Here is a 13,595-nt window from a genome sequence, read left to right as displayed (position 1 = left end):
CAAGCGTATCGGGCCCAGGCTCGGCCAAGTGGGTTGGCGTGGCACCCAGCGACAAGGGTGCGTAACGCGGTTTTCTTCCAAAGAGGTTCATGTCGAGCTCTGCAAAGTCATGGAACAGGGGTGTGGGGCGGCACGGCGAAAGAAGTCAGCGACCCGCCGCTGCGGCCGGCGCCAGGCCGGCCGGCCCACCCGGTGCCGGAAGGGTCATCGAGCCCAAGGGAAGGGTCATGACCATTCCGGGCGGCGCAGGCAAGCCAGGCCCGGCACCGGTTGCAGCGTTCCATCCCGATGCCGGGGACGCGGCTGATGCTGACGGCGATGCCGGTGCCAATGCAGTCTGGGCCACGTAACACACCACCCGTGGCGCCCGTTCCCCGGACCGCGTCAGATGGACGCAAAGGTCGTCGATCCTGGCCAGTTGAAAAGCGCCGGCCGCCGCAGTGGCGTTCCGTGCCTGCGGCTGCCCCTGGCGAAAGTGGAGCCGTTCGCCGTTTACAAGAACATCGGCCTGCAGCGCACCTGCCGTCCCGTAGATGGCCGCAACCGTTACGCGATCGGGCCGCTTGACCGGCATCGCCGCCGCATTTGCCGCGGGCCGTCCGGACTTTGCGCGCTCCGCGTCGAGTGCGCGTTCGGCGTCGAGCCGCAACATGTCCCGCACCAGGGTCAGCTCGTTCTGAGCCACTGCGACGGCATCGGGCACAGACACGCCACCGAGCAATGCGATCAGGCCCAGGAATGCGGCGCGCCTGCGGGGCGCGCCCGGGCGTGGCTGGCGGCTTGCCGCAAAGCAATTGAAGTCATCAACGAAGTGCATACAAAGTCCCTTGCAGGCTCGCCATCCAGCGGCTGCGGTTGAGTGCGGGTTCAGCGGCCTCGTGCAGACGCGCATCAAGAAGACGCCACGCGACCTGCCCCGATAGCGATGCGGGCACGAGCGCCAGCGATCTCAACGGACCATCGAACGACAGCGACCGCTCGTGAACCGACGGCAGGCCCGGCAAGGCGGGCATCGGCACGCCAAAGCCGTCGACGGGGGGCTCGATACGCAAGGGAGCAGGCTCGCCGATTGCAATGGATGCAAAGGCGGGCAACACACTCTGCAACTGGCTGAAGGTGCCGGCGTCGTGCGCTGACAGCGGTTGCAGGCGGTCGATGGCAAGCGGCTCGGCGCCGTCCGACAGCACGAACGATGCGGTGACGCCATCGAGGGGATGCCAGCTTTCGGTCCAGCCCGACGGGCGCGACGCCAGGAAGGTGGCATTGGTCGCGCTGCGGCGCTGCCGCTGGTAATGCGCGCCGCACTGCCACCCTGCGAAGGCCTGGGGCTGGCATTGCGCCCCACGCAACTGCCAGCCGCCAATGTCCATCGGCAGGCCAACGATGGCTGCCAGCACTGCGGATACCCCGTCATCGGTATGCACCCGCGTCTGGGCAGCCAGCCGCGCCATGGCCTCGCGCCACGCTGACTCGGGCGACACACGCGACGCAGGGGCAGGCGCCGCGTCGGGTCCCGATCGCCAGGATCTGGCAAGGTCCCACCCGGCCCGTCCGCCTGCAGTCAGCAGGCAGGCAGCCAAGGCGACGACAACTGGCTTGGGAACCGCCCAGCCCACCGACCGCAAGGCATTGGCGGCCGACAGTTGCGCGCCAAGCAGGGTCAGGTCGAAAGGCTCGGCCGGCGAGGCCGGCACCTGGCCATGAACGGTCAGTGCCGCGCCGTGCCGGTCCTTGAGCGCCTGCAGGGCGGAATGCGCGTCGGCCGGCGTGGCGTAGACCCGATCCGTCTGCGTGAGCACCTTGCCCTGGTGCGCAGCGACGAGCCACGCGCGGCCATCGGGCAGCTCGACACAGCAGGCGTGCAGCCCGCGTGCATGGCCTTGCGCGAAGGCTAATGCCGCGCAGTGCCGCGTCATGCCGCGGGCAGGCCGGTCCCCACGCGGAAAGCGCAAAACGCCGACGGCCTCGGCACGTTCGCCGCCATGCGCGTAGTGCGTCGCGCGATGCTCGCGCGCCTTTTTCCTGGCGCGCACGGTCAGTTCGCTGCCAAGAATGGTGTGCCAGCGCAAGCCCAGCACCAGTTCGGCAGCATGGCCTGGCAGCGCGACAACGGCGTAGTCGGTCGACATCAGAAGCCCTCCTCGACCTGCGCGGTGACAATGACCACCGTAGTGGCGCGCTGCTTTGTGGCTTTGCCCGACCCACCGAACAGGATGGAGGCGTTTTCATCGACGCGCCGGCGGTCGTACTGGGCGTGACTGCGATCGAAGCCCGAGATGACCACGGGCTGGCCCGGACGCAGCTCGACTTGCTGGACGGTGCCCATGCCTTCAATGGTTTTCTGCTGCAACTGAACCTGATTGCTGGAGGATCCGAAGGTCAGCGTCTTGAGCGGCTGTGCGACGGTGTTGTCGTAGGCGATCGACAGGAGGATCTGGCCGTCGTCCTGCGCATCGGGGATGAGCGTCAGGAAGGAGCCGACCGTCTCTTCCTTTTGCGTGACCGAGGGCGCCGTCGACGTCCCTGCCGACGACGCGACTGTCGTCACCTGCACCTGGTCGATGTAGCTGAACGTGGTGCGCACGGCATGCGTGACGGGCCGACGGTTCAGTGTCTGCAAAGGCACCGACGTGCGCCGCACGATGGTGCCGACTTCGCTGATGGCCTTGATGACCAGAGCCGTGCCTTCCCACTCGCGGCGGCCCGCGGCGATCGACGAGCCGGCGCCCGCCACACTCGATGCCAACGAGGTCAAGGGCGACAGCCGCAACGCTGCCTCGGTCCGCGCGTACAGCACGTTCCAGTCGATGCCCTGCTCGTTGCTGTTGTTGGAGACGACATCGATTTCTTCGAACACCAGGCGCACCCGCCGCGTCAACGCCTTGTTTTCACGGTCGAGATAGGTGGCGACACGGTCGAGAGCGTCGCGGGTATCGGTCACGACGACCAGCCCGGATGCGTCGCCGTTCGCAACCACCACGCCGGCACGCGTCAGGAAGGGTTCGAGTTTGGCCTTGACCGCATCGATGGGCGCGCCGCCCTCGCTTTCGATCCGCGTGCCGGACGTGCTTTCGAACGCGCCCCCGGACGTCTTGCCGCTTCGGCCCAGGCTGGCCGAGGCAGACGACTTGAGCGTCAGCGCGCGCACATTGAACACACGCGTTTCGGTGCGATAGAAACGGATCACCGAATCTTCGTACTTCCAGTAGACGCCCAGGCGATGCGCCGCCAGGTCGAGCAGCCGCGGCAAGGGATGCGCACCGATGGGAACGGCGACCGTCGACGACAGGGCAAGCGCGGCGGCAGCAGAAGAGGAGGCCGCAGACGCGGATCCCGAAGCCCCGGCCGCACTGGCCAGGCGTGGCGAGAACCCGTCCGCCGGCAACAAGGCCTCTGGCGAGATCCTGACCTGGATACCCGTGGCCAGAAACACCTGCTCGCCCAAGGTGACCAGATCGACGCGCCCGCCGGGGAACATCAGTGACGTCTGTACCTCGCCCCGCAAGGCGGCGGGCAGGGTCACCTCGCGCGCGACGGGCTGTGGTGCACCTGCCAGCCAGGGCCGATCGACGTCCTGCTGAGCCCGCCGGGCATGGGCTGCCGCCAGCTTTGCGTCGAAGCCGGCGCGCAGGGCTGCGACATCGGCAGCGGCGCTGGCTGCCTGCACGTCAACCTGCTGTCCAAGCCGCACATGCGCGCAACCGGATAGGACACTGACCGCCACCAGCGGCAACAGACGAAACGGCGCGGTGTTCATCGTGTGCTCGCCACGGTTGCCGCGCGGTTGCACGCTTCGGCCAGCGGCACGACGCGCAGCACCTGATTCGAATAGAAGCAGGGCTGCAGCGGCCGGGTCGACAGTTCCGTGGACGCCAGCAGGTCGCGCACCGCGCTCTTGAAGTCGGCGCCGAACGATGCCGTTCCCGCCAGCGGGATATCGACGTCTACGGTCCAGTGCTGCGCATCGAAGGACCAGCCCGCCAGCTTGGCCCAGCGGGTAAGCACGGCACGCATGGTGGGATCGGAACTTGACGCATCGAACGCCACCGACGGGCGCATCGGCGCAGGTGCGGGCTGCGGCGCCATCGCCACGGTCCGCGTCATCGCTGTTTGCCCGCCTGTCGCTACACCCCGAGTGCCGCGCACATCAGCCAGTGCGTTCCGGCCACCACGCATATCGCCCGATGAGATGGACGCCACGCCGCGCGCGTCCGTAGACGAGGCCAAAGCCGCCCCCCTTGCGCCCGCTGCCCGCCCATCTGCTGCCGCCCAGGTCACGTCGTCGGTGACGTCGAACGCATTGCCGCGCCCGGCCACACTGCCCCGGCCCTCGCGCGCATCCCCCTCGTAGTGCGCAGCCGAGACCACGCTGCCGATGCGCATGATCCATTCACTGGCCGTGCCCGCCAGCACGACATATCCCCCGCGTACAGTGCTTGGCGCAAGCTGCTCGCCGCCTTCTGCGACCCGGAAAATGGCAGGCACCGTCTGCCCTGCCTTGAACTGAACAAAGGTGGACTGCCCGTCGTCGAAGACCTGCACGGGCGCGACGCGGCGGTCACCCGACACGCGGTACGCGAAGTCATACAGGCCCGGCGCGGCAGCCTGTGCAAGCGCCGGCGAGACGGGCAACAAGGGGACAAAGAGCGTGGCAAAAACGAAGCGGGCAACCATGGACATTCCTTGCGATGACAGCGCCATCGCAAGGGCAATGCGATAGCATGGAGCCATCGTGCCCGACCGCCGCAACCGCCAGGAAGCGGGTCAATTACTTACCTTGGTACTCGTTTTGTCCTAGGCTCACAGCATTGGAATTTGCGCTCATGCGACTTCGTATCCTGTCCGATCTGCATCATGAAACCTTCGGCGGCGAACGCCCGATTCCGGCGGCCGACGCCGACGTCGTCGTGCTGGCCGGCGACATCCATACTCAGGCCAACGGCCTCGAATGGGCAGCAAGACGCTTCCCGAACATGCCCATCGTTTACGTCGCAGGCAATCACGAGTACTACCACGCTCATCTGCAAGAACTGGAAGCGCAACTGCGCGCCGATGCCCAGCGGCTGGGCATCCACTTCCTTGAACAAGACGCGGTGATCATTGACGGCGTGCGCTTTCTGGGCACGACCTTGTGGACGGACTTCGACCTGTACGGACCGCAAGCCGCGGTGGCGGCCGCACACATGGCAAGCCAGGTCATGCCGGACTTTCGCATCATCGAAACCGACAACGGGGACTACACCCCCCAGATGAGCGTGGCGTGTCATCAGCAGTCCCATAACTGGTTGCAGATGCAACTGAATACGCCCTTCGCGGGCAAGACCGTTGTCGTCACGCACCATGCGCCAAGCGCCTTGTCCGTGCCCGAGCAGTTCCAGGGCGACACCCTGTCACCGGCCTTTTCGTCAAATCTTGACGCCCTGGTCGAGCAGGCCGATCTATGGATCCACGGCCACACGCATACGTGCTTCGACTACCACGTCGGACGCGGCCGGGTCGTCGCCAATCCCGGTGGCTACCCGAATGAAAACGCCGCATTCGATGCGGCGTTGGTCATACAAATCTAAGGCGTTGATCGGACTTATTTATATAAACCCAGGCCCGATCAGATCGATGCGATCCGTGCAGAACGCATCGACGCCCCACTGCAACAACTCCCGAGCGCGATCGGGCTCGTTGACCGTGTAGCAGAACAGCCCGTAGCCCGCTGCCTTCACTTGCGCCGCCAGGTCGGGCGTCAGATGGCGGTGATTGCAATGCAAGGCGATCGCGTCGACCGCCTCCAGCTGCGTCTGCCAATCGGCTGACACTTGCGACAGCAGGAAGGCGCGTGGAATGTCCGGCGCCGTGCGGCGCGCCGCCAGCAAGGCGTCCACCGAAAACGACGAGATCAGCGGCTTGGACGCCACGTCATCCACCCCCGCAAACATCGCCTGCGTCATCCGCCCGACGATCTCGCCGGTCGCCACCTCGACCCCGGGCGACGGCTTGATCTCGACATTCATCCACACGCCCTTCTGCCGCAGCCATGCGACCGCCTCGACATAACGTGGAACGCGCGCCAAAGCAAAACGCGGGGCCAGCCAGCTCCCCGCGTCTTTCATTGTCAACTCGTCCGACGGCAGATCCGCAATTCGGCCCGACCCCGCGACCGTACGACCCAGCACATCGTCATGCATCAGCACCGGCACATCGTCACCGGCCAGCATCACGTCGAACTCGACCGCGACGTGCCCATGAAAAACGGCGGCATCCATGCCCGCGAGCGTGTTCTCGGGAGCCAGGATACCGCCGCCTCGATGGGCCACCACCCGCGGATAGTGCCAGCCCCGAGGGGCCGGTCCACGCACGGGCGGGGCCATCGTCATCAGGCCGTCGACCAACGGGCCATCACCATTACTTGCTGCTGCGCGCAGCCGGCTTCTTTGTCGCCGCCGCGGCAGTGGCCGGTCCGGGCGGGTTCATCAGCAGCGAGGCACGCGAGACGCCGTCATCCAGACCTTGCTTGGGCGGCTTCTTGCCGCTCCAGACATCGTCCAGTTCCTCGTCGAGGACACGGCTGACAGCGTAGTAGTTGTTCAGGCGGAAGCCGCGCGTGTATTGCGCCGGGACGGCCGCCATCTCACGCACGACGCTCTCGGCGCCCGGAATGCTCTTGTAGTAGGAGACATCCGATGCACGATAGGCCGCTTCGGTCAGCGGCAGGAAGCCCGTCTTCTGGCTCCAGTCGGCTGCCACCACGGGCGAGGCCAGGTACGCGATGAATTGCGCAACCGCCTTCTGTTCGGCTGCCGAATGGCCCGAGAGCGCCCACAACGACGAGCCGCCGACGAACGGGTTGCTCGGCTTGGTGGCTTCTTCGTCGTAGTACGGCAGGGGCGCCACGCCGTACGAGAACTTGGCATTGGCCTGCACCTTGGCCAGGGCGCCCGTGCCCGTGGTCAGGATGGCGCATTCGCCAGACGCGAACTGCGCGTCGGCCTGGTCGCCTTCGCTGCGCACCGGGAACAGCTTGCTGCGCACCCAGCTCATCATCAGCGCCAGATGGCGGACGTGGAGCAGGTCGTTTGCGAGCAAGACCGCACCGTTCGAGCCGTCCAGCCCGTTGTTCTTGGAAGCGTACGGCGTGTTGTGCAGCGCCGACAGGTTTTCAAGGTGAATCCACGTCTGCGAGCTGGTGGCATACGGACAGCTGACACCGGCGCCCAGCAAAGCGATCAGGTGCTTCTGCATTTCACGCCAGGTTTTTGGCGGTGCATCGGGATCCAGGCCGGCCTGCTTGTACAGGTCGCGGTTGTACATATAGACCGGCGCTTCGGTCATGAACGGCAAGGCCAGCAGGCGATTCTTGGAATCGCGCATGGTGCCGGTGGTCTGCGGCAGGAACCAGCGCAGGTCCTTGATCGGATACTTGTTCAGCAGTTCGAACATCGGCAGCACGGCGCCCTGCTGGGCGATCAGTTCCGGCGAATGGTTGTCGCCGATCTCGATCAGATGCGGCTGGCGCTTGGCGCGGATCGACGCAATGCCGTCCTGGATCAGTTTTTCCTGCGTCGTCTCGGCGCGCACCTTGACGGTAAAGCCGATGTTCTGCGCGTTGAAGCGGTCCACCAGCGCGCTGAATTCCTGAGCCTGCTCTTTATTGAGTGCATGCCACACTTCGAGTTCGATCGGCCCGCTGTTCGCAGGTTTCGATCCGTCGGCCGCCAGCGAGGACCCAGCTGCTGCTGCAGCGGCGCCACCGGCCGCGGCGGCTGCCTTGCCCTTGCCCGAAGACTTGGCGGGGGCCGCGGCCTTCGCGGCCGGTTTGGCCGCCGGCTTGGCCGCAGGCTTGGCGGCGGCCTTGGCAGCCGGCTTCGCGGCAGGCTTGGTCTGCGCCTGGACAGCCGACAGGCCGCCCATCATGAACATGGCGGCCGCCAGGGCAGAAATGCCCGCGGAACGCCACAAATTCGGTTGCTGCATTGATCCGTCTCCGAATGGGGATATGGAGTTATAGAAAAGGGAAATCGACCTCAGGACGGCGCCCGGAGATCAAATCGGCAATCGCCCTGCCCGAACCGCATCCCATGGTCCACCCCAGGGTGCCATGGCCCGTATTCAGATAGAGATTCGACAATTTGGTTCGCCCGATCAGCGGCACGTTCGACGGCGTGAGCGGCCGCAGGCCCGACCAGTACGACACCTTGTCCAAATCGACCGCATCGGGAAAAAGCTCGCGGGTGAGGCGGGTCAACGCTTCGCAGCGCGTCGGGTTCAACGCCCGCGAATACCCGTTGAGTTCCGCCGTGCCCGCTACCCGCAGCCGGTCGCCAAGACGGGATATCACGACCTTGTGCGCGCTGTCGGTCAGGCTCACCTCAGGTGCCCGGAGGGGGTCGATGACCGGAAAGGTCGCCGAATAGCCCTTGGCGGGGTACACCTGGCAGGGCACGCCCAGGGGGCGGACCAGCGCTGGAGAGTAACTGCCTGCTGCCACTACAAAAACGTCCGCGTCGAGTTTACCGTAAGCGCCGGATGAGTCGATGATTTCGACTGCCACAACTTGGCCCCCTTCCGCAATCAGCCGTGTGGCCTGGGTCAGGAAGCGAAAACGCACCCCGGCCAGCTTGGCCTTATCGGCCAGTTGCTGGGTGAACAGGTGGACATCGCCGCTTTCATCGGCCGCCGTGTAGTCACCCCCGACGATGACCCGCCGGTGGGCCGCCAGCGCGGGCTCGATGGTCAGCACTTCGTCGGTCGACAGGACGCGGCGGTCGACACCCACGTCGCGCATCAGGTCGGCCGCCTTCTGTGACGCTTCGAACTGGGCCTCGTCACGGTAGAAGTTGAGGATGCCCCTTTGCAGATGGTCGTACTCGATGCCAAGCTCGCGCCGCATGCCCTGCAGCGTGTCGCGACTGTATTGAGCCAGGCTGACCAGGGCGCGGATGTTGACGGGAAGACGGCCGGGCAGGCATTCGCGCAGGAAAGCCAGGGCCCAGAGCCACTGGTGCATGTCGGCGCGTGGCCGGAACAGCAGCGGCGCGTCGGGCTGGGTCAGCCACTTCAATATCTTCAAGGGGGCATTGGGGTTGGCCCATGGCTCGGCATACGAGACCGAAATCTGGCCCCCATTGCCGAAGCTGGTCTCTTGCGCCGGGCCGAACTGCCGGTCGACGACGGTCACGTCGTGCCCCGCCCGGTTCAGCCACCATGCGCTGGCAGTGCCGATAATGCCACTGCCAAGTACAACAACTTTCATCCTGACTCCTGGATGCGGACCACTGCATGCGGACCACGGAAGGCGGCCGCCTTGCGCCGACATTCTAGACCCGTCCGTGACTCGTCATGCCGCGTGGCAGCGGTTATGCTGACGCCAACGCAAGGAACCCGCTTGGAAACCCTACTTCAGCAAATCTTGAATGGCCTCGTCCTGGGCAGCGTGTACGCCTTGGTCGCACTGGGCTACACGATGGTCTACGGCATCCTGCAACTGATCAACTTCGCCCACGGCGATGTGTTGATGGTGGGCGCCATGACTGCCATGGTCACGGTCCGATGGGTCATGACGACCTTTCCCGACCTCCCGGGCCCGCTGGTCCTGCTGGCCGGACTGGCGGCCGCGATACCGACCTGCATCATCGTCAACGTCCTGATCGAACGGATCGCCTATCGGCCCTTGCGCAACGCCCCCCGGCTCGCGCCGCTGATCACCGCGATCGGCATTTCGATCATGCTCCAGACCATGGCCATGATCGTCTTTGGTCGCGAATACCATCAGTTCCCCAACCTGTTGCCGACCGATTCGATCAACGTGGGCGGCGCGCTGGTGACGCCGACGCAAATCGGCATCCTGGTGATCGCCGCGCTGGCCATGCTGGGCCTGACCCTGCTGGTCGAGCGCACCCGCCTGGGCCGCGCCATGCGCGCCACGGCCGAAAACCCCAAAGTGGCTGCGCTGATGGGCGTCAACTCCAACCACATCATCGTGATGACCTTTGCATTGGGCGCAGCCCTGGCCGCACTGGCTGGCGTCATGCTGGCCGCCAACTATGCGGTCACGCACTTCTATATGGGCTTTCTGCCCGGCTTGAAGGCCTTCACGGCCGCGGTGCTGGGCGGCATCGGCAATCTGTATGGGGCAATGCTGGGCGGGCTGTTGCTGGGATTGGTGGAATCGCTGGGCGCGGGCTACATCGGCGACCTGACGGGCGGGTTCCTGGGCAGCCATTACCAGGACATCTTTGCCTTCATCGTGCTGATTCTGGTGCTGACCATCCGGCCGTCGGGCCTGATGGGTGAACGGGTGGCGGACCGCGCATGACCGACGATCGCAAACGACAATTGTGGCTGGCCGCCTTTGGCGTGCTGGTCATCGCCCTGCCGTGGATCATGGGATCGTTTGGCAACAGCTGGATCCGCATCCTGGACATGGCGCTGCTGTACGTCATCCTGGCGCTGGGACTCAATATCGTGGTGGGCTTTGCCGGTCTGCTGGATCTGGGCTACATCGCGTTCTACGCCGTGGGCGCCTATCTGTATGCGCTGCTGGCCTCGCCCCATCTTGTCCAGAACTTCGAGTGGATCGCGCAGATGTTCCCGGACGGCCTGCACATGTCGGTGTGGCTGGTACTGCCGCTGTGCGCCGCCGTGGCGGCCCTGTTCGGCGTGCTGCTGGGCGCGCCGACCCTGAAGCTGCGGGGTGATTACCTGGCGATCGTCACCTTGGGGTTCGGCGAGATCGTCCGGATCTTCATGAACAACCTGAACGCGCCGCTCAATATCACCAACGGGCCGCAGGGGATCTCGCGCATCGATCCGATCAGCCTGTTCGGCACGTCGCTGGCGGGCCAGCGTGGTAGCCGCGGCATGGTCGACATTTTCGGGTTTTCCATTTCCGGCCTGACCGCCTATTACTACCTGTTCGTGGCGCTGGCGCTGATCATTCTGGTGATCTGCCTGCGCTTGCAGAATTCGCGCATCGGCCGCGCCTGGGTCGCGATCCGCGAAGATGAAATCGCGGCCAAGGCCATGGGCATCAACACCCGCAATCTGAAGCTGCTGGCCTTTGCAATGGGCGCATCCTTTGGCGGCGTGGCGGGGGCATTGTTCTCGGCCTTCCAGGGCTTCGTCAGCCCGGAGTCGTTCACGCTCATGGAATCGATCGTGGTGCTGGCGATGGTGGTGCTGGGCGGCATGGGCCATGTGCCCGGCGTCATCCTGGGCGCCCTGCTGCTGGCAGGCCTGCCGGAATTCCTGCGGCACTTCATCGTGCCGGCGCAGGAAGCGATTCTTGGACCGGGCGGCGCGATCCTGGATGCGGAAGTCGGCCGGACGCTGATCTTTGGCCTGGCGATGGTGCTGGTCATGCTGTTCCGCCCCAAGGGCCTGTGGCCCGCGCCGCTGCATGGCGTCGGACGCGCGGTGCCCAAGGCGGCGCAAGCCAACGACACGGTGAATAGCCTATGAGCGCGCCCCTGCTCAGAGTCGCCAACATCAACAAGCGGTTCGGCGGCCTTCAAGCCTTGTCGGATGTCGGCATGGAAATTCAGCAAGGCCAGATCTATGGCCTGATCGGACCGAACGGCGCCGGCAAGACCACCTTCTTTAACGTGATCACCGGCTTGTACCAGGCCGATTCCGGCAGCTTCGAGCTGGGCGGCCAGCCGTACACGCCGTCCGCGGTGCATGAAGTCGCGCAGGCAGGCATCGCCCGGACCTTCCAGAACATTCGCCTGTTCGGGGACATGACCGCGCTGGAAAACGTGATGGTCGGCCGCCACGTCCGCACCCGTGCGGGTATCTGGGGGGCCATGCTGCGTACCCCGGGCGTACGGCGCGAAGAAGCCGCCATCCGCGAACGCGCCATGGAACTGCTGGAATACGTGAAGATCGCGCACTACGCCGACTTCCGCGCCCGTACGCTGTCCTACGGCGACCAGCGGCGCCTGGAGATCGCGCGCGCCCTGGCGACCGACCCCAAGCTGCTGGCGCTGGACGAACCGGCCGCCGGCATGAACGCTACCGAGAAGGTCGGCCTGCGCGACCTGCTGGACCACATCCGCGGCGACGGCCAGACCATCCTGCTGATCGAACATGACGTGAAACTGGTCATGGGCCTGTGCAATCGTGTGACCGTGCTGGATTATGGCAAGCGCATCGCCGAAGGCACCCCTGCCCAGGTGCAAAGCAATCCCGCAGTCATCACCGCCTATCTGGGCACCGGCCAACAGGGAAAGCCTTGACAGACCTCGACCCAGACCTCTCCTCCGACTCTATGCCTGACGTGATTCTGGACATTTCCGGGCTGCAGGTCGCCTACGGTGGCATCCAGGCGGTCAAAGGCATCGACCTGCAGATCCGCAAAGGCGAACTGGTCACCCTGATCGGGGCCAACGGCGCTGGCAAGACGACGACCCTCAATGCCATCGCCGGTTCGCTCACGCCACTGCGCGGCGAAATCACCTATTTCGGCTCGCCGCTGAAGGGGCGTCGCACCGACCAGCGCGTGGCCGATGGTCTGGTCATGATTCCCGAAGGCCGCGGCGTGTTCGCGCGCATGACCATCGTCGAAAACCTGCAGATGGGCGCCTATCTGCGCAACGACAAAGCGCAGATCGCACGCGACGTCGAACGCATGTTCACGTTGTTCCCACGCCTGAAGGAACGCGCCACGCAACTGGCCGGCACCATGTCGGGCGGTGAGCAGCAGATGCTGGCCATGGCCCGCGCGATGATGAGCCAACCCAAGCTGCTGCTGCTGGACGAACCCTCGATGGGGCTGGCCCCCATCATGGTGGACAAGATCTTCGAGGTTATCCGCGAGATCGCCGCAGAAGGCGTCACGATGCTGTTGGTCGAGCAGAATGCGCGCCTGGCGCTGATGGCGGCGGATCGGGGATACGTGATGGAGTCCGGCGTGATCACCATGGCGGGTGATGCAAAAGGCATGCTGGACGACCCGAAAGTGCGAGCCGCCTATCTGGGCGAGGATGTGGACGGGACGCCGGTGGCTCCGTAGCAAGGGCGCAGACGCGTTGCTTGCCGCCTGTTCCCGGGGGTAACAGATGGCAATTCCGGACGCAGCCCCCGCATGGGCCGTGCTACTTTTTTCAGCATAGACCTCGGCTGTCACGGGGCAACCGTTGCTGGGAGACCTTCATGACCACCGTCCATTCGTCCGTGTTCCGCCGCCAGACCCCCCGCCGCGCAATCCGCGCACTGGCCGTCTCGGTCGCCTTCGCTTCCACTACCTGGGCCGCAACCGCCCTCGCCGAGACCGTCACACCTGCCCCGGCCGCCCGCGTGGCCGCGGCCGAGAGCCGCAGCTACAACATTCCATCCGGAACCTTGCCGCAGGTGCTTCAAACCTTTGCGCAGCAGGCTGGCGTGCGCGTCTCGTTCGATCCCGCCAAGCTCAATGGCCTGACCAGCCCCGGCCTGAAAGGCCAGCACGCACCCCAGGCCGCACTCGATGCGATCCTGGCCGGCAGCGGCTATGTGTCGAAGCCCGAAGGCGACGCCTTTGTACTGGTCCCCGCCCCGCCCGCCTCGGCCATGCTGGGCCAACCCGTCGCGAAAGCCGACTGAAGAATCTCGTGTCTTGCGGATTG

General features: G+C 65.5%; 13 protein-coding genes. 6 read left to right on the top strand and 7 right to left on the bottom strand.

All coding sequences use genetic code 11. From position 1 onward, the window contains the following. Window positions 1–145: 145 nt before the first annotated feature. The 4 genes from IE116_RS21680 to IE116_RS21665 are packed head-to-tail and all read right to left on the bottom strand — an operon-like array spanning window position 146 to window position 4,674. Window positions 146–817: a hypothetical protein gene (locus tag IE116_RS21680; protein WP_189615305.1), complete on the bottom strand. Its 672-nt coding sequence runs from the start codon at window positions 815–817 to the stop codon at window positions 146–148. Further along, on the bottom strand, window positions 804–2,129 hold the full coding sequence (locus IE116_RS21675) for a type IV pilus inner membrane component PilO (protein ID WP_189615304.1): 1,326 nt from the start codon (window positions 2,127–2,129) through the stop codon (window positions 804–806). The genes IE116_RS21680 and IE116_RS21675 overlap by 14 nt, the downstream gene beginning before the upstream one ends. Then, window positions 2,129–3,757, bottom strand: coding sequence for a hypothetical protein (locus IE116_RS21670; protein WP_189615303.1), 1,629 nt, complete (start codon window positions 3,755–3,757; stop codon window positions 2,129–2,131). Before IE116_RS21670 ends, IE116_RS21675 begins: the two co-directional genes overlap by 1 nt. After that, on the bottom strand, window positions 3,754–4,674 hold the full coding sequence (locus tag IE116_RS21665) for a TrbG/VirB9 family P-type conjugative transfer protein (protein ID WP_189615302.1): 921 nt from the start codon (window positions 4,672–4,674) through the stop codon (window positions 3,754–3,756). Before IE116_RS21665 ends, IE116_RS21670 begins: the two co-directional genes overlap by 4 nt. Before the next feature lie 149 nt (window positions 4,675–4,823). Between IE116_RS21665 and IE116_RS21660 the strand changes: the two genes are divergently transcribed. Continuing rightward, the gene (locus tag IE116_RS21660) at window positions 4,824–5,567 is read left to right on the top strand and encodes a metallophosphoesterase (RefSeq protein WP_189615301.1); all 744 of its coding nucleotides are present in this window, start codon (window positions 4,824–4,826) and stop codon (window positions 5,565–5,567) included. A gap of 18 nt (window positions 5,568–5,585) precedes the next feature. On the opposite strand, the gene ugpQ is transcribed toward IE116_RS21660, so the two are convergent. Genes ugpQ through IE116_RS21645 form a run of 3 tightly spaced genes read right to left on the bottom strand, consistent with a single transcriptional unit; the run spans window position 5,586 to window position 9,244 of the window. After that, window positions 5,586–6,368, bottom strand: coding sequence for a glycerophosphodiester phosphodiesterase (gene ugpQ, locus IE116_RS21655; protein WP_229828685.1), 783 nt, complete (start codon window positions 6,366–6,368; stop codon window positions 5,586–5,588). A 28-nt stretch (window positions 6,369–6,396) separates the two neighbouring features. Continuing rightward, window positions 6,397–7,965 (bottom strand): extracellular solute-binding protein, encoded by a 1,569-nt coding sequence (locus IE116_RS21650; protein ID WP_189615300.1) that lies wholly within the window; start codon window positions 7,963–7,965, stop codon window positions 6,397–6,399. 28 nt (window positions 7,966–7,993) lie between these two features. Next, window positions 7,994–9,244 carry a D-amino acid dehydrogenase gene (locus tag IE116_RS21645; RefSeq protein ID WP_189615868.1) on the bottom strand — a complete coding sequence of 417 codons (1,251 nt, stop codon included), beginning with the start codon at window positions 9,242–9,244 and terminating at the stop codon, window positions 7,994–7,996. A gap of 132 nt (window positions 9,245–9,376) precedes the next feature. Between IE116_RS21645 and IE116_RS21640 the strand changes: the two genes are divergently transcribed. The 5 genes from IE116_RS21640 to IE116_RS21620 all read left to right on the top strand — a co-directional run bounded on the left by IE116_RS21640 (window position 9,377) and on the right by IE116_RS21620 (window position 13,572). Beyond that, entirely contained in the window at window positions 9,377–10,306 is a 930-nt protein-coding gene (locus IE116_RS21640; RefSeq protein WP_189615299.1) for a branched-chain amino acid ABC transporter permease, read from the top strand. After that, window positions 10,303–11,451: an ABC transporter permease subunit gene (locus IE116_RS21635; RefSeq protein WP_189615298.1), complete on the top strand. Its 1,149-nt coding sequence runs from the start codon at window positions 10,303–10,305 to the stop codon at window positions 11,449–11,451. The genes IE116_RS21640 and IE116_RS21635 overlap by 4 nt, the downstream gene beginning before the upstream one ends. After that, the gene (locus IE116_RS21630; protein ID WP_189615297.1) at window positions 11,448–12,227 is read left to right on the top strand and encodes an ABC transporter ATP-binding protein; all 780 of its coding nucleotides are present in this window, start codon (window positions 11,448–11,450) and stop codon (window positions 12,225–12,227) included. Before IE116_RS21635 ends, IE116_RS21630 begins: the two co-directional genes overlap by 4 nt. Window positions 12,228–12,259: 32 nt before the next feature. Next, the gene (locus IE116_RS21625) at window positions 12,260–13,003 is read left to right on the top strand and encodes an ABC transporter ATP-binding protein (RefSeq protein ID WP_189615296.1); all 744 of its coding nucleotides are present in this window, start codon (window positions 12,260–12,262) and stop codon (window positions 13,001–13,003) included. Between the two features lie 140 nt (window positions 13,004–13,143). Then, window positions 13,144–13,572 carry an STN domain-containing protein gene (locus IE116_RS21620; protein ID WP_189615295.1) on the top strand — a complete coding sequence of 143 codons (429 nt, stop codon included), beginning with the start codon at window positions 13,144–13,146 and terminating at the stop codon, window positions 13,570–13,572. The last annotated feature ends 23 nt before the right edge of the window (window positions 13,573–13,595 follow it).

This window comes from Pigmentiphaga litoralis, assembly GCF_014651835.1.
GTDB classification, from domain to species: Bacteria; Pseudomonadota; Gammaproteobacteria; order Burkholderiales; family Burkholderiaceae_B; genus Pigmentiphaga; species Pigmentiphaga litoralis.
The sequence above is the reverse complement of the archived record's forward strand: the minus strand, read 5'-3'. Positions and strand labels throughout refer to the sequence as shown.